At 70.9% G+C, this 16,257-nt stretch carries 13 protein-coding genes and 1 pseudogene; 10 read left to right on the forward strand and 4 right to left on the reverse strand.

Annotated features, from left to right (window positions below):
* Positions 1-275: 275 nt before the first annotated feature.
* Positions 276-3,023, reverse strand: a pseudogene (locus tag OHB41_RS37275) (multifunctional oxoglutarate decarboxylase/oxoglutarate dehydrogenase thiamine pyrophosphate-binding subunit/dihydrolipoyllysine-residue succinyltransferase subunit); the annotation flags it as partial.
* 331 nt (positions 3,024-3,354) lie between these two features.
* On the opposite strand from OHB41_RS37275, the gene OHB41_RS37280 reads away from it, so the two are divergent.
* On the forward strand, positions 3,355-3,798 hold the full coding sequence (locus tag OHB41_RS37280; protein ID WP_266703577.1) for a DUF6884 domain-containing protein: 444 nt from the start codon (positions 3,355-3,357) through the stop codon (positions 3,796-3,798).
* 330 nt (positions 3,799-4,128) lie between these two features.
* Positions 4,129-5,316, forward strand: coding sequence for a TDT family transporter (locus OHB41_RS37285; RefSeq protein ID WP_266703579.1), 1,188 nt, complete (start codon positions 4,129-4,131; stop codon positions 5,314-5,316).
* A 54-nt stretch (positions 5,317-5,370) separates the two neighbouring features.
* Here OHB41_RS37285 and OHB41_RS37290 read toward each other — a convergent pair whose 3' ends face one another.
* Positions 5,371-5,961 carry an SMI1/KNR4 family protein gene (locus OHB41_RS37290; RefSeq protein WP_266703582.1) on the reverse strand — a complete coding sequence of 197 codons (591 nt, stop codon included), beginning with the start codon at positions 5,959-5,961 and terminating at the stop codon, positions 5,371-5,373.
* Between the two features lie 74 nt (positions 5,962-6,035).
* Positions 6,036-6,341, reverse strand: a complete 306-nt coding sequence (locus OHB41_RS37295; protein WP_266703584.1) for an SHOCT domain-containing protein — start codon at positions 6,339-6,341, stop codon at positions 6,036-6,038.
* A 297-nt stretch (positions 6,342-6,638) separates the two neighbouring features.
* Here OHB41_RS37295 and OHB41_RS37300 point away from each other — a divergent pair, with 297 nt between their 5' ends.
* The 3 genes from OHB41_RS37300 (at position 6,639) to OHB41_RS37310 (ending at position 8,697) form a co-directional block, all read left to right on the forward strand.
* On the forward strand, positions 6,639-7,106 hold the full coding sequence (locus OHB41_RS37300) for a DUF7144 family membrane protein (protein WP_526025006.1): 468 nt from the start codon (positions 6,639-6,641) through the stop codon (positions 7,104-7,106).
* A 107-nt stretch (positions 7,107-7,213) separates the two neighbouring features.
* The gene (locus OHB41_RS37305; protein ID WP_266703585.1) at positions 7,214-8,053 is read left to right on the forward strand and encodes an SDR family oxidoreductase; all 840 of its coding nucleotides are present in this window, start codon (positions 7,214-7,216) and stop codon (positions 8,051-8,053) included.
* 95 nt (positions 8,054-8,148) lie between these two features.
* Entirely contained in the window at positions 8,149-8,697 is a 549-nt protein-coding gene (locus tag OHB41_RS37310; protein WP_266703586.1) for a gluconokinase, read from the forward strand.
* Between the two features lie 210 nt (positions 8,698-8,907).
* Here OHB41_RS37310 and OHB41_RS37315 read toward each other — a convergent pair whose 3' ends face one another.
* On the reverse strand, positions 8,908-9,342 hold the full coding sequence (locus tag OHB41_RS37315; RefSeq protein ID WP_266706430.1) for a DUF6325 family protein: 435 nt from the start codon (positions 9,340-9,342) through the stop codon (positions 8,908-8,910).
* Between the two features lie 187 nt (positions 9,343-9,529).
* Between OHB41_RS37315 and OHB41_RS37320 the strand changes: the two genes are divergently transcribed.
* The 5 genes from OHB41_RS37320 to OHB41_RS37340 all read left to right on the forward strand — a co-directional run bounded on the left by OHB41_RS37320 (position 9,530) and on the right by OHB41_RS37340 (position 16,255).
* Positions 9,530-10,915, forward strand: a complete 1,386-nt coding sequence (locus tag OHB41_RS37320; protein WP_266703587.1) for a hypothetical protein — start codon at positions 9,530-9,532, stop codon at positions 10,913-10,915.
* A 131-nt stretch (positions 10,916-11,046) separates the two neighbouring features.
* Positions 11,047-11,979 (forward strand): cyclase family protein, encoded by a 933-nt coding sequence (locus OHB41_RS37325; RefSeq protein WP_266703588.1) that lies wholly within the window; start codon positions 11,047-11,049, stop codon positions 11,977-11,979.
* A gap of 223 nt (positions 11,980-12,202) precedes the next feature.
* Positions 12,203-13,096, forward strand: a complete 894-nt coding sequence (locus OHB41_RS37330; protein WP_266703589.1) for a YhjD/YihY/BrkB family envelope integrity protein — start codon at positions 12,203-12,205, stop codon at positions 13,094-13,096.
* A gap of 166 nt (positions 13,097-13,262) precedes the next feature.
* Positions 13,263-14,840 (forward strand): GMC oxidoreductase, encoded by a 1,578-nt coding sequence (locus OHB41_RS37335; protein WP_266703590.1) that lies wholly within the window; start codon positions 13,263-13,265, stop codon positions 14,838-14,840.
* Positions 14,837-16,255: a DUF2252 domain-containing protein gene (locus OHB41_RS37340; protein WP_266703591.1), complete on the forward strand. Its 1,419-nt coding sequence runs from the start codon at positions 14,837-14,839 to the stop codon at positions 16,253-16,255. The genes OHB41_RS37335 and OHB41_RS37340 overlap by 4 nt, the downstream gene beginning before the upstream one ends.
* Positions 16,256-16,257: the final 2 nt, after the last annotated feature.

Raw genomic sequence — 16,257 nt, forward strand, 5'->3', positions numbered from 1 at the left:
GGCACCATGACAGGTCCTCGCGGGGAGTGAGCGGTCCTGGTGGCACGTGACGTCAGGCAGTGCAGTTGCCCGGCCGAGGAGCCGGAACCCCAACAAGCCTCCGCGGAGGGCCTCTTGCACCTCCTGCCGAGACCTCGCCGCAGCACCCCCTGAGGCAGTACCCCGCCGCAGCACTTCCCCCCGGCGGCCCCCGCCGCCCCCGCCCGGCGTGACTCCCCGCGCCGGGCAGTGGCTGCCCCGGCCGGTCCCTTGTTCCGGCCGGGCTTCCATGTCCGTCAGGCGAACGCCCGCCCGACGAGGTCCCGCTGTTCGGCGGTGTGACGGCGGGCGGACCCGACCGCCGGAGCGGAGGCCGCCGGGCGGCTCACACACCCCACAGGGGCGGTGACCAGAGGAGTCACACGCGGTGCGACGAAGGTCCACGCGCCCTGGTTGGCCGGCTCCTCCTGGACCCAGCGCACGTCGACGCCGGACGGATACCGGGACAGTTCCGCCCGCAACTCCTCGGCCGGGAAGGGGTACAACCGCTCCAGCCGGACGATGGCGGTCCCGTCCTCTCCCGAGTCACGCCGGTGCGCGTCCAGGTCGTAGAAGACCTTGCCCGAACACAGCAGAACCCGTTCGGTCCGCGCGGGGTCCTGCGTGGTGTCCGGGACGACCGGGCGGAAGGAGCCTTCGGTGAACTCCTCCAGGCCGGAGGTCGCGGCCTTCGACCGCAGCATGGACTTGGGGGTGAAGACCACCAGCGGCCTGCGGGCCGCGTCGAGGCCCTGTTCCCTGAGCAGATGGAAGTAGTTGGCCGGTAGCGAGGGGTTGGCGACGGTCAGGTTGTCGTCGGCGCACAACTGCAGGAAGCGTTCCATGCGGGCGGAGGAGTGGTCCGGCCCCTGTCCCTCCAGGCCGTGCGGCAGCAGCAGCGTGACCCCCGACCGCTGCCCCCATTTCTGCTCCGAGGAGGAGATGTACTCGTCGACGACGGTCTGGGCGCCGTTGGCGAAGTCGCCGAACTGCGCCTCCCACAGCACCAGGGCATCCGGGCGGGCCAGGGAGTAGCCGTATTCGAAGGCGAGCACGGCGAGTTCGGACAGGAGGGAGTCGTACGGCGTGAACCGTGCCGCTTCCGCACCGAGCGAGTCCAGGGGTGTGTGCTGCCGCCCCGTACGACGGTCGGTGAGGACGGCGTGCCGCTGGCCGAAGGTGCCCCGCCGGGAGTCCTGCCCGGACAGCCGGACCGGCACTCCGTCCAGGAGCAGCGATCCGACCGCGAGCGCCTCCGCGGTGGCCCAGTCGACCTTCCCGCTGTCGAACATGGCAGCCCGCCGCTCCAGTTGGGGCAGGACGCGCGGGTGCGGGGTGAACTCCCGCGGCAGGTCGATCTGGGTGCCCAGGATGTGCCGCAACGTCATCTCGGCGACGGCCGTCACGGGCCGGCGGACCGGGGGAGCCGCGACTCCACCGGCCGGAAGCGACTCGTGGTCCGGCGAGGACGCCCCCGCCGTCTCGGTGAAGGCTCGCTGGAGTTGGTCGCGATAGCTCTGCCGGGCGCATTCGGCCTCCTGCTCGCTGATCACGCCCGTGCTGTGCAGCGACTCCGCGTACAACTTCCGTACGGACGGCCGCGCGGCGATACGGTCGTACATGGCCGGCTGGGTGATGGAGGGGTCGTCGACCTCGCTGTGCCCGTGGCGCCGGTAGCAGACCAGATCGACGACCACGTCCTTGTGGAACGTCTGACGGTAGTCGAAGGCCAACTGCGCGACCCGGGCGACCGCTTCGGGATCGTCCCCGTTGACATGGAAGATGGGAGCCTCGACGGTCCGCGCGACATCGGTCGCGTACGTACTCGACCGGCCGACGGCGGGAGCGGTGGTGAACCCCAGCTGGTTGTTGATGACCAGGTGGACGGTACCGCCGGTCGCGTAGCCCGGCAGTTGGGACATGTTCAGCGTCTCCGCGACCACTCCCTGCCCCGCGAGGGCGGCGTCACCGTGGACCACCACGGGCAGTACGGAGAACAGCCCCTCCCCGTCCTCCGTGAGATCCTGCCGCCCCCGCACGACTCCCTGCGCCACGGGCCCCACGATCTCAAGGTGAGAGGGGTTCGCCACCACGGAGACCGCGATCGCGTGGCCGTCCGGGGTGTGGAAGGTGCCGGCGGCCCCGAGGTGGTACTTCACGTCGCCCGAGCCCTGTGCGGACCGGACGTCGACCGCGTCCTCGAACTCGTCGAAGATCTGGGCGTAGGGCTTGCCCACGATGTTGGCGAGTACGTTCAGCCGGCCGCGGTGCGCCATCCCGATGACCACCTCGCGCAGCGCCAGCCGCGCGGCACGCTCGAGGACCGTGTCCAGCAGGACGATCGCCGACTCCCCGCCCTCCAGCGAATACCGCTTCTGCCCGACGTACTTGGTGTGCAGGAACGTCTCGAACGCCTCGGCGGATCCCAGACGGTGCAGAATCCGCAGCTGCTCGGCGCGTCCCGGGCGGGGCGGCGGAACTTCGACACGCCGCTGGATCCAGAGCCGCTCCTGCTGGTTCTGGATGTGCATGTACTCGATGCCCGTGGGGCCGCAGTACGCGTCACGGAGTGTCCGCAGGACATCACGGAGCGCCATCCGCTGGTTCCCCGCGAAGCCGTCGACGGGGAACTCGCGGGCGGTGTCCGCGGCGTCGAGGCCGTGCCCCGACGGCTCCAGGTCCGGGTGGCCGGCGGACGGCTCGGCGGACAGGGGATTGGTGGCGGCCGCCAGGTGTCCGCGGACGCGGTACGAGTGGATCAGTGCCGCGACACGGACCGCCTTGACCACGAGGTCGGCGTCCCTCTCCCGCTCCGTCGGCGTGTGCACGGCCGCGCCGACAGGCGGAGGTACGGCCTCCGGCTCCGTCGCGGACGCCCGGAAGAAGTCCCGCCAGACCCGCTCGACCGAGTCGGGATCGCGGAGATACCGCTCCCGGAACTCTTCGACGAGCCATTCGTTGATACCGAATTCCGCCTGGTGCGGGATGGAGAGAGCAGTGCCTGATCGTGATGCCACGGCGTAGAACGCCTTCTTTCCACATACGGAGACCGTCGCGGGCGGCGTGGCCAGCCGACCACGCCGCCGTTGGGGCCGAGGTGGTCCGCGGCGATGAGGACCGTCGACCTCGTGCGCTGTCCACGAGGCTACGAGGGCTCCACGGCACGACGGGATACGCGAGCGTGCCAGGACTGCGGCAGATCAGGACGTGACCCCCGCGCGTCCACGGCATGTCCGGATGTGAGGGCCCGGTGTCCTCCGGCACGGCCATGGCCGTCGCCCCGAGCCGCGTTCCACGGAAGAACTCCGTCTTCACCCGGACCCGGGAGGGACCTGTATGACTCCGAACGAACACACCGGCGGCGTCGCCCCGGAACTGATCGTCATCCCCTGCGGGGCGCGCAAACTGGACCACCGCGCCAGGGCGGCGGACATGTACATCGGCTCCTACCACCGCGCGTGCCGAAGGGCCGCCGAGGCACTCCGGCCGGATCGGCTCGTGATCCTCTCCGCCCGCTACGGTCTGCTCGGCCTCGACGACGAGATCGACCCCTACGACACGGCGCACGGCGCCGCCGACGCGGTGACCGCCCGCCTGCTTCAGGACCAGGCGGCGGAGCGCGGCATCACGGACCTCGACCCCGTCGTGGTGCTCGGCGGTGCCCGTCATGTCACTCTCGCCAAGACGGTGTGGCCGCACGCCCTGACCCCGCTGAGCGGAACGCGCGGCATGGGCGAGCAGGTGGCGCGACTCGCGGCGATGGCGCGCTCGGCGCGCTGACGGCTTCCCCTGGACGGGGAGCGAGGAACGGATTCCGTGGGACGGGTGGCGCCGGACGGGTGGCGAGGGGCGGATCCGTCGTGCCCGAGCGGACGGGATGGCTCCGGCACGACGGAGTACGCGGGACAGGGAGAGCGGCATGACAGGCCCCATCGTGGCCCGGGCTCGGGCGGCATCCGTCGCCAGGTCCTGATGTGAGGGCGTTGTGGCACTCGCTGTTGTGCGGCGGGAACGAGAGGCGGCCATAGCCTCGGGAGGCCAACGGGCCGACGGACTTGGCCGCGACCCGCGTTCTGTTGGGCTGGGGCCCCGGACGGCCGGTTCACGACGGTGACCACCCAGACGAGGAAAGAGGCGTTCCACGCCGTGACACCCCATCCCAGCAGTGCCCGAGCCGTCCCGATCGAGGGCGACGTGGCCCCCGGAGTTCCCCTTCCGGCCCGTCCACCGCTGCCCACGGCGAACGTGACAGGTCGTCCGCTGTTCGGCCCCAGTTGGTTCGCGGCCGTCATGGGCACCGGCATCGTCGCCAACGCGGTGGTCACCCTGCCCCGGAGCCTGCCCGGACTGCGGACCGCCGCCACGGTGGTCTGGTCGGGAGCGGGCCTGCTGCTCGTCGTACTCGCGGTCGGCTACCTACGTCAGCGGGCGCTGCGCGTGCACGCCGCCGATCCGACGCAGGCTCAGTTCTTCGGCGCGCCCGCCGTGGCCTTCCTGACGGTGGGCGCCGGCGCGCTGCAACTCGGCCGGCCGGTGATCGGCGAACGGGCCGCGCTGGACGTGGACTTGACGCTGTGGTCGCTCGGTACCGCACTCGGTCTCGCCACGGCCGCCACGGTGCCGTACCTGATGGTCACCCGGCACCGGTTCGCACCGGACGCGGCGTTCGGCGGCTGGCTGATGCCGGTGGTACCGCCGCTGGTGTCCGCCACGACGGGCGCGCTGCTCGTCCCGCACATGCCCGCCGGGCAACCGCGGCTGGCCCTCGTGCTGGGCTGCTACGCGATGTTCGGGCTCGGACTGTTGGCCGCCCTGCTGGTGCTGGCCATGGTCTACAGCCGCCTGGTGCACCATGACGCGCCCACCGGCGCGATGGTGCCCACGGTGTGGATCGGGCTGGGTGCGCTCGGGCAGATCGTGACGGGACTGGGCGCGCTGGCCACGGCGGCGCCAGCCGCGCTGCCCGTGCCGTACGTGCACGGCACGGCAGTTCTCGCGCTGCTGGGCGGGGTCGGGGTGTGGGGCTTCGCCATGCTGTGGCTGGCACTCGCCACGGCGCTGACGGTACGGGAGTTCAGGGCGGGGCTGTCCTTCGCGCCCACCTGGTGGTCTTTCATCTTCCCCCTCGGCGCCTGCGTCACCGGCACCTCGGCCCTCGCGGCCCGTACCGGCTCACAGGTGTTCGTCTGGGCTGCCGTCGTCCTCTACGTACTGCTCGTCGCCGCGTGGGTCGTGGTGGCCTACCGCTCACTGCGGCACGCCGCCGCGCACACGGGCGGGCCGCGGAACCGCGCGTAGCCCAGCGCCTCGGCGAGGCCGTCGACATCGCGCCTGGCGCCCGCGTCCAGAGCTTCAGAACTTCCAGTCCAGTTCACGGGTGTCGACGACGACACGTTCGTAACACTCGAGGAGTTCACCGCTCTCCAACGCGGTGGCCGTCATGTCCAGCAGAGCAGGCAGCGAGGCCCACATCGGGTGGGCCTCGAAGCGGCAGCCCGACTCGTGGTCGGCATCCCCGATCCGGCCGCGGACGCGGGTCGGGCGCTGGTCGATCACCAGGTGATCACCGGCCCCGTCCGCGGCGAAGGGGATCCACTGCCGGTGCCACCACGGCCCGAACTCGGACTCCGCGTCGCCGTCGTCCGCCGCCTCGGTGGCGGAGAGGTCGGATTCGTAGATCCTGGTCCGCCTCTTCCACGCGTCCACGATGAGGCGGGTGCTCAGCGGCATCCAGAACGGTGGCAGAAGAACGGCGTGCTCGGTCCCGTCGTGCCTCAGCAGCGACTCTCTCAGAGGGTCGGGAAAGGGTGAGCCGATGGTCTGCTCGGCCGCGGTGATCTCCGCGGGGTCGGCGGGTGGCCCCAGCCGTGCGAAGGTGTGCGGCGCGTGTTCCGCGAGCCATGCCTCGATCCGGTTCCAGGATCCTGCCGTCGACGAAGTCATGCGTCGATCGTGTCAGTCGGCACTGACAGTGCATCAGCCGTCATCTCGCCGCGCGGGCGGTGAGCCGTCGTTCGTCAGTCGCTCAGGATCCTGTGCTTCTGGTCCGTGAACTCGGCCTCGGTGAGCAGGCCCTGGGCCTTGAGTTCACCGAGTCGCTTCAGTTGGTCGATCTTGTCGTTCATGTCGTCGGTCAGCGGCGCCGACGGAGAAAGCGGGGGAGTGGCGACGGGGAAGGGCGACGGGGACGAGGCGGGGGTGGGTTCCGGAGCGGCCTGCCGGGCCCAGCGGCCGTGCTGGCGGCGTGCGACACGGTTCGAGACGGCCGTCGCCGTGCCCGCCACCGCGGCGGTGCGGGCGACTCCGCGGAGGAGACCTGGCATGGCGGTTTCCTTTCTCACAGGAGCCGTAATAAGTGAACAGCTCCGCCTGTCGGCGCGCGCACCTCGGCGCGGGACGCTTCCGTGAGGCGCGTCCATAAGACACGTTCATTGGACCACCGCGGGAATTCCCGCGCACTTCCGCAGCGCACTTCCGCGGCGCACTTCCTGCCGTGCGTCGTGCCCGTGCGCAGGGCGTGAATGGCGACGTTCTGCCGGTCGGTGATTCTCATGGCAAGCTGAAATGTGGCCACCGGCCGTGACAGGTCGGTGGCGAGGCCTATGCGGGAGGAGCTCGAAATGGCCACGACCGGAATGCACCAGCACGACACCGGAAGCCGTAGCGAAAGCCACGGTGAAGGAATCTGGGTGTCCAGCTGGACCGCCTTCGCCGCAGTCATGATGATCTTCGGCGGAGCGATGGCGATATTCCAGGGGATCGCCGCCATCGTCAAGACCGATGTCTTCGTCGTCACCCGCAACTACGCCTACACCTTCGACATGGCGGGCTGGGGCTGGATCCACCTCGTCCTCGGTGTTCTGGTCGTCCTCGCCGGTGTCGCGCTGTTCCGCGGGGCGATGTGGGCGCGCATCACCGGAATCGTGCTGGCAGGCCTGTCGATGATCGCCAACTTCGTGTGGCTGCCGTACTACCCGGTCTGGGCCATCGTGCTGATCGCCGTGGACGCCTTCGTCATCTGGGCGCTGTGCATCGGAGCCCGGGACACCCGGGACGCCGGGGGTACCCGGGGCACCCGCATCCAGTAGCCGACCGCGCCGTCCTGGACGGCCCGACGACCCGCCGGACGGGCGTCGGGCCGTTCGGCTCGGAACGGGCGGTCGGACCGACCGAAGGCACCGACAAGGAGAGTCGAGTGGAAAACAGCGGCAGTGACGGTCGCCCTCCCTTCGCCCACCAGCTCCTCAAGGGGCAGAAGGCGTTGGTGACGGGGGCCAACTCCGGAATCGGAAAGGCCACGGCGATCGGCCTGGGGCGGGTGGGCGCCGACGTGGTGGTGAACTACGTGGCCGGCCGGGACGCGGCCGAAGAGGTGGTGCGGGAGATCCAGTCCTTCGGTGTCCGCGCCTACGCGCACGAGGCGGACGTGTCGCAGGAGGACCAGGTCGTCGACATGGTGTCGCACATGGTCGACGAGTTCGGGACCATCGACGTCATGGTCGCGAACGCGGGACTCCAGCGTGACGCCGCCCTCACCGACATGACCGTGGAGCAGTGGCAGAAGGTGCTGGACGTCAATCTGACCGGACAGTTCCTCTGTGCCCGCGAGGCGGCCAAGGAGTTCAAGCGCCGGGGCGTCGTCCCGGAGGTGTCCCGCGCCGCCGGGAAGATCGTCTGCATGAGCTCGGTCCACCAGATCATTCCCTGGGCGGGCCACGTGAACTACGCGTCCTCCAAGGGCGGAGTGCAGATGCTCATGGCGACCCTCGCCCAGGAACTCGCCCCGTACCGCATCCGGGTGAACGCCGTTGCCCCGGGAGCGATCCGCACGCCCATCAACCGCAGTGCCTGGGACACCCCCGAGGCCGAGGCCGACCTGCTCCGGCTCATCCCCTACCGCCGCGTCGGCGACCCGGAGGACGTCGCGAACGTGGTGGCCGTGCTGGCCTCCGACCTCCTCGACTACGTCGTGGGTTCCACGATCTACGTGGACGGCGGAATGACCCTGTTCCCCGGGTTCGCCACGGGCGGCTGACCCCTGCCGACCGTCGGCAGTCCGGCGTCGGTCACGGTCGCCCGCCACCAGTCATCGAGGGGCCACGCGAACAGTCGGCTGAGGGGGCGGGGGCTGTGAACGGGCCCGGAGCCCGGGGGAGGCCGCCCGTCGTCGTGGTGCTGGGCGTGTCGGGTTCCGGGAAGTCCACCGTGGGCAAGGCGGTCGCGGAGGAGCTGCGCGTGCCGTTCGTCGAGGGCGACGACGTCCATCCCGCCGCGAACATCGCCAGGATGGCCGCAGGTCACCCGCTGGACGACGGCGACCGCGAACCCTGGCTGCGGACCCTCGCCAACCGTGTCCGCCGGTCGGTCGAGGCCGGGGAGGGGCTGGTCCTCGCCTGTTCGGCGCTCAGGCGCGCGTACCGCGACGAACTCCGGGCGGCCGCGGGCTCCGCGCTCTGGTGTGTGCACCTCGCTCTGGACCGGGACACCGCACGGGATCGTGTGGCACGGCGCACCGGTCACTTCATGCCCGCCCGGCTGGTCGACTCCCAGTTCGAGTCGCTGGAGCCGCTGGAACCGGACGAGCCGGGCCTGACCGTCGACGCCACCGCCGCCCTTCCGGCGAACCTCGCCCTGGTGTCGGCCGCGGTCGGCCGATTCGCGGACCGAACGGCCGACTGACGGGTCAGGACGGCCGACTGACGGGTCTCTACGGCCGGCTGAGGGGTCTGCACGGCCGGCCCAGGGGCCAGCACGGTCGACTCAGGGGCCGGTGCGGTCGGCTGATGCGTCGGCACGGTCGGCACGGACCACCGAGGGGCCGGCCGCTCATGGCCGCGGTGATGTCACGTCGGCCCAGGTCGGCCCGGCGCCGTGGAGGACGGCCGGGGGCTAAGCCCTCGCCGGCCGAGCGCTGTCGGTCGCGTCCAGTGCGGCCAGGACGGCCGGCATCGGGATGCGCCCGGACGCCACCATCTGCGCGCCGCCGCGGCGCAGGGCGGCGGCGAAGGGCGCGGCCCACAGGTTCTCGTAGACCAGGATTCCGGCGGAGCTGCCCGGTTCCAGGGCGTGGCCCGCCTCCTCGATGTCGTCCTCGTCCAGCAGGCCGGAGGACACGCCTTCGAAGACGGCGAGGTCCAGAGCCCCGTCACCGGTGAGGTCGGCGATCTCCAAGCCGGTCACCGACCCGTCGTCCTCCTTTCTGACGAACATCAGATCGAGGATCCGGATGAGGCCGCGGTCCACCAGATCGACCAGCAGCGGAAATCCCTCGCCGGTCATGCGGCTGCCCGGGAACTCGACGACGACGTAGTCGATCGGCCCCATCTCGATGAATTCATCGCGTACGGATTCGCTCACGCCTTCACCCCTGGATGGTCATGGAGTCCTCGGAATCCCCCGGTTCCCGCATGCCATTGCAACATCGGACGGAACCCGTCGCACCTCGGTACCGCGTTCACCCGCCGGACCCGTCCGGGTCGCCGGATCGGGGCCGCGGGGCTCTCGTGGACCCATGACCAGCAGCGCACCTCCGCCCGATCCGGACCGGCATCCCGCGGCTCCGCCCGGCGACGAGCCACGGCTCTCGGCGGGGGAGCGCACCGAGCTGGACGCACTGCGGCACCGGGTCAGCGCTCTTGAGGGCGCGGGACCCGCGGGGGCCGCGCGGCACCACTGGCTGCGGTCGACGGGGTCGGTCCTGCTGATCCTCCTCGCCTCCCTGCTGTCGCTGCTGTCCGTCGTCGCGGTCTGGGCGGACAGCATCGTGCGGGACACGGACCGCTACGTCGCCACGGTCGGCCCGCTGGCCCGCAATCCGGACGTGCAGAAGGCGGTCACCAACCGGGTCACGAGCGCGGTCCTGGCCCAGATCGACGTGGAGAAGCTGGTCAAGGACCTGCAGCGGGCGGCTTCGGAGAAGGGCGTCCCGACAGGGGCGGCCCAACTGCTCGGCGGCCTGACCGGCCCGATCACCAGCGGCCTGAAGAGCCTGGTCGGCGACACCGTGGAGCGGGTGGTGGCCGGCAAGGCCTTCGACACCGTCTGGGTGGACGCGAACCGCAGGGCCCACTCCGCCCTGGACAAGGCCCTGACGGGCGAGTCCGGAGGCGCGGTGTCCCTCGAGAACGACCAGGTCGCCATCGACATCGCACCCCTCGTGAAGCAGGTGAAGGACCGGCTGGTCGGTGCCGGTCTGCAGCCGGCCGCCCTGATCCCTGCCGTGCACACGGACTTCGTGGTGTTCGCGTCGAAGGACATCGGCAGGGTCAGGACGTATCTGAGGGTGCTGGAGATCATCGGCAGCTGGCTGCCGGTCGTCGCCGTGCTGATCGCCGCCCTGGGTGTGTACCTGGCCGTCAACCGCCGCCGGGCCTTGATCGGGGCCGCCCTCGGCGTGTTCGTCGCCATGGTGGTGCTCGGTGTCGCCCTCACGGTCATGCGGGCGATCTACCTCGACCATCTGCCCGTGGGGGTCTCGCAAGGCGCAGCCGCTGCCGTGTTCGACGCGCTGGTCAGGTTCCTGCGGGCCGGTGTGCGGGCGGTCGGCGCGCTGGCGCTGGTGACGGCCGCCGGTGCCTTCCTCGTCGGTCCGTCCCCCGTCGCCGTCCGCGTCCGAACGGGCTGCGGCAGGGGAATCGGGGCCGTCCGCGACGTCGCCGTGTCGGCGGGACTCCCGCTGGGCGCGGTCGGCCGGTTCGTGCACCGATTCAAGCGGTGGATCGGCGTCGTGATCCTGGCGGTCGCCGCGATCGTCCTGTTCACCTGGAGCTACCCCACCACGGCGGTCGTGGTGTGGACACTGGTGATCGTGCTGGCGGCCTTCGCGATCCGCGAGTTCCTCGACACCGGATCCGGTTCCCCTCCCGGTTCCGCACCGTCCGCCGCCCCGTCGGCCTGACGACGCCTTCGAGCTGACAGCACGTTCGCATTCCGGCTCATGGCCCGGCGGGTCGCTCCTCCGGCGAGGCGGTGGCACAGGGCCCGGCGACTCGGCGTGCCGGACTCCGGCAGCTGTCGGATGGTGGGGACATGCGGACGTCCGACGAGCTCAGCGAGGCCGAATTCCGGTCGCTCCACCGACACCTGCGCGCCGTGGCCCCCGGCGCCTCCACACCCCGGGGCGCCCTGGACACGATCACCGAGGAGCAGGTGCTGGCGGCGATCGCCGAGGTGCGGTCGGGACGGACCGTCTCGCTCGCCGCCCCCGTGGAGACCCGTACCGAACCCGACGACGCCGATCCGGCCGAGCACCGGCTCACCGCTCCACCCGACGGCAAACCGGCGCCGAGCGGCCTGGACTTCGCGCGCGACCGCTTCGCCATGAACGTCCACGGCGATGTGGACAGCCACCTCGACGCGCTGTGCCACGTCATCTACGACGGCACCCTGCACGGCGGCATACCGGCGACGGACGCGCTGTCGCCGGACGGATCGAGCGCCCTGTCCGTCGAGCTGGCCCGCGACGGCATCGTCGGACGCGGTGTCCTCCTGGACATCCCCCGGCTGTACGGCCTCTCCTGGCTCGAACCCGGGGCGAACGTGACCTGCGACGACCTCATCGCCGCCGAGGCACGGCAGGGGATACGGGTGCGCCGGGGCGACATCGTCCTCGTACGGGTCGGACACCGCAGGCGCCGCGAGGAGCGGGGCCCGTGGGACGTGTCCCGCGCCCGTGCCGGACTGCACCCGACGGCCCTGGAGTTCCTGGCCTCGCGGCAGGTGGCCGTCCTCGGCAGCGACGGCAACAACGACACGGCCCCGAGCGCGGTACAGGGGGTCGCGTTCCCGGTGCATGTGCTCGCCGTCCACGCGATGGGGCTGCAGCTCCTCGACTATCTGCGGTTCGAGGATCTCGCGCCGATCTGCTCGCGGGAGGGCCGCTGGACGTTCCTCTGCGTCATCGCCCCCCTCCGGCTGCCGGAGGCGACCGGCTCACCCGTCAATCCCCTCGCGATCCTGTGACGGGACGACCCGCTCGGGCTGCCGGCCGGGCCGGTTCGGACGCTCGGCCGGCGGATGCTTCCGGACGGGCCCGCGCATCCGTGCCGGTACCGCTGCCGCCTTCAACTCACCCGTACGGAGCAACGGTGCTCGCGCCGCCGGGTCCGCCGGGCGCGCCGGGACGCACCCTGGTGGCGCGGTAGTGCCTCCGGGCGCGACGAGCAGACCCGACCCGGGGAGCAGGATGCACGCAGGCAGAGGATCCGGCTCGCCGCCGGACGGCGGGGCGAGCGGCCCGCGTGGACGGGCCGCGGATCTCGGGCCCCGGCTGCTGCGGCTGCGCCATGCCGCCGAGACGCGGTTCCCGGTGATCACCCGCCTCACCTCTCACCTGGTCGCGGTCAACCTGCTCGACTCCGCAACGCGGTTGGCGGCCCAGGCCTTCCTGACCGCCGTCCCGCTGCTCTTCATGGTCGCCGCGTTCGCCCCGCAGTCGGTGCGCGAGCAGATCCTCGTCTCCCTGGAGGACGTCCTAGGCATCAACGGCGTCGCCGATCAGCAGCTGAAGAAGGTGTTCGACGCCGACCCCGGAAGCCTGCGGCAGAGCACCGGCGTGGTGAGCGGGCTGATGGTGCTGATCTCCGCCACCGCGTGCAGCCGCGCCATGCAGCGGCTGTGCCAGCGGGCCTGGCGGATGCCGAGCGCGGGCACCAGGATCGCCGTCTGGAGATGGCCCGTGTGGATCGCCGCGTGGCTGGCCATCGTCATCCTCCAGGGCCCGCTGCGGGACGGGTTCGGCGTGGGGCTCTGGCTCGGACTGCCACTGCTGCTGGTCACCGAGGTGAGTGTGTGGTGGTGGACCCAGCACCTGCTGCTGGCCGCACGCGTCCCCTGGGCCCCGCTGCTGCCCGGCGCGCTCCTCACCGGCGCCGCCGTCACCGCACTGACGCTGACCGCCAAGCTGTACGTGCCTGCGGCGCTCAACCGCAGCCTGGACAAGTACGGGTCGCTGGGCGCCGTCTTCACGCTGCTGTCGTGGCTGATCTCGCTCTGCGTCGTCGTGGCCGTCGGTATCACCGCCGGGGCGGTCGTCGCACGGGAACCCGCCGTGTCCCGGCGTCTCGGCTCACCCGACTAGCCCAACTCGCCGGGACCATCACCCAGGGATACCTTGGTCGTCGAGGAGGTCGTCGAGGAATTCGTCGATGAATTCGGCGGGGAGGTTGTCGCGGAACGTGTCGGGTACTTCTCCCCTCTCGAGCCGCCCGGCAGGACCGGACCATGTTCCGAGGACGGTGGCCGGCATGACCGATACGCACTACGACGTCATTGTTGTCGGAACCGGCGCGGGCGGAGGCACCCTCGCCCACCGATTGGCGCCCACCGGGAAAAGCATCCTCCTTCTCGAAAGGGGCGGCTATCTTCCCCGGGAACGCGACAACTGGGATTCCACCGCGGTCTTCGTCAAAGGGAAATACCGGGCTCCGGAGTTCTGGTTCGACAAACACGGGGCCCCGTTCCCGCCCGAGGTCAACTACTACGTGGGCGGCAACACCAAGTTCTACGGCGCCGCCCTCTTCCGGCTGCGCCCAGAGGACTTCGGTGAACTCCGCCACCACGACGGAGTCTCGCCCGCCTGGCCGCTGCGCTACGACGAACTGGAGCCGTACTACACCCAGGCCGAACACCTCTATCGCGTGCACGGCCGGCACGGCGAGGATCCCACCGAGGGCCCGGCCGGCGCCCAGTATGCGTACCCGCCCGTCCAGCACGAGCCGCGGATCCAGCAGCTCAGCGACGACCTGGAGAAGCAGGGACTGCACCCCTTCCACCTTCCCATCGGGGTCGACCTCACCCAGGACGAGCGGGGCGGGGCCGCGCACGGCAGCGCCTGCATCCGCTGCGACCGGGTCGACGGCTTTCCCTGCCTGCTCGGCGCGAAGTCCGACGCGCAGGTCATCTGCGTCGACCCCGCCCTCGCTCACGCCAACGTCGAGATGGTCACCCACGCGGACGTGCGGCGCCTCGAAACCGACCCGGGCGGCCGGAGCGTCACCAAGGTCGTCGCGACGGTGGGCGACGGCTCCACGGTGGAGTTCGGCGTCGACATCGTGGTCGTCGCCTGCGGGGCCGTCAACTCGGCCGTCCTACTGCTGCGTTCGGCCAACGACCGGCATCCACGGGGACTTGCCAACAGCTCCGACGTCGTGGGCCGGCACTACATGCGCCACAACAACCTGGCCCTGATGGCCATCTCCAGGGAGCCGAACGACACCACGTTCCAGAAGACCCTGGCGCTGAACGACTGGTACCTGGGGTCCGACGACTGGGACCACCCCCTCGGGGGCATCCAGATGCTCGGAAAGTCCGACTCCGCGCAGATCCACGGCGAAGCGCCCCGCTGGGCCGGGGCCGTCACCCCCGACATGCCGTTCGAGGTGATCGCCCATCACGCCGTCGACTTCTGGCTGTGCGGAGAGGACCTGCCCGTCGCCGGAAACCGCGTCACCCTGGACCGGGACGGCGGCATCCACCTCGCCCTGGACGAGAAGAACAACATCGCCGGACTCCAGCGACTGCGGCACAGACTTCAGGGCATGCTCGGCCACTTGGGCATGTACGAGCACCATCTGCTGCCACACAGCATCTACCTGCACAAGGGCATGCCCATCGGCGCCACCGCGCACCAGGCGGGCACGGTCCGCTTCGGTACCGACCCCGGCGCCTCGGCCCTCGACGTGCACTGCAAGGCCCACGACCTCGACAACCTCTACGTCGTCGACACGAGCTTCTTCCCGAGCATCGGAGCGGTCAATCCCTCACTGACGGCCATCGCCAACGCCCTGCGTGTCGGCGACCACATCGCGGAGCGACTGCGGTGAACTCCCGTCCCACGGCCGACAGCGGCACCCGGCACCGCACACCGCAGGAGCGAGCGGCACTCGGCAAGGACGCCCGCTCCCGGGTACCCCGGTCCAGCCACGCGGAGTTCGCGCCCACGGCGAAGCGGCCCGACCCGGTGGACGTCATCGAGGCCCAGTCGGCGACGAGGGTCCCCGAGCTCGTACCGATCCGCTACGGCAGGATGACCGAGTCGCCGTTCCGCTTCTACCGGGGAGCGGCCGCCGTCATGGCCGGGGACCTCGCCGACACCCCGCGGACCGATATCAGGACACAACTCTGCGGCGACGCCCACCTGTTGAACTTCCGGCTGCTGGCCTCGCCGGAACGCCGCCTGATGTTCGACATCAACGACTTCGACGAGACGCTCCCCGGCCCCTGGGAATGGGACGTCAAGCGGCTGTCCGCCAGCTTCGTCGTCGTGGGCCGGGCCAACGGCTTCAGCACCAAGGAACGGGCCGGCATCGTACGGTCGACGGTGCGGTCCTACCGCGAGTGGATGCGGCACTTCGCCGAGATGGGCAATCTCCCCGTGTGGTACGCCCAGTTCGACGAGAACTGGGTGTGGACACACTTCATCCAGGACGTGGACGCACGGGCCCGCGACCGCTGGGCGCAGTCGGTGACGAAGGCGCGCACCCGCGACAGCCTCCAGGCCTTCGGCAAACTCACCCACCTCGTCGACGGAAAGACCCGCATCGCCGCGGGCCCACCGCTGATCACGCCGTTCGAGGACCTGCTCGCGGACGTGGAACGCGGCGCGCTGGAGAAGCAGATCCGCCGGATGATCGAACGGTACGGCCGGAGCCTCCAGGCGGACCGCCGGTTCCTGTTGGAGCAGTACCGCCTCGTCGACATGGCCCGCAAGGTGGTGGGGGTCGGCAGCGTGGGCACCCGTTGCTGGATCGTGCTCCTGCTCGGCCGCGACGACAAGGATCCGCTGCTCCTGCAGGCCAAGGAGGCGGGCGAGTCCGTCCTCGCACCCTTCGTCGGAGCGGGCCGCCACCGGGCGCAGGGCGAGCGTGTGGTCTCCGGTCAGCGGCTGATGCAGGCCACCAGTGACATCTTCCTCGGCTGGGAACGGGCCGAAGGTGTCGACGGCCGCCGACGGGACTTCTACATACGGCAGTTGCGTGACTGGAAGGGCATCGCAGAGCCCGGCACGATGGTGCCGGCCGGGATGCGCGCCTTCGGCGAACTGTGCGGTGCCACGCTGGCCCGCGCGCACGCGAGGTCGGGCGACCGGATCGCCATCGCCGCGTATCTGGGTGCGGGCGACGTCTTCGACAGGGCGCTGGTGACGTTCGCCGAGTGCTACGCCGACCAGAACGAGAGGGACCACCAGGCACTCGTGGACGCCGTCCGTACGGGGCGGGTGACGGCCGAAGCGGCCTGAGA

Origin of the sequence: Streptomyces sp. NBC_01571 (genome assembly GCF_026339875.1) — a bacterium.
In the GTDB taxonomy this organism is placed as follows: Bacteria; Actinomycetota; Actinomycetes; order Streptomycetales; family Streptomycetaceae; genus Streptomyces.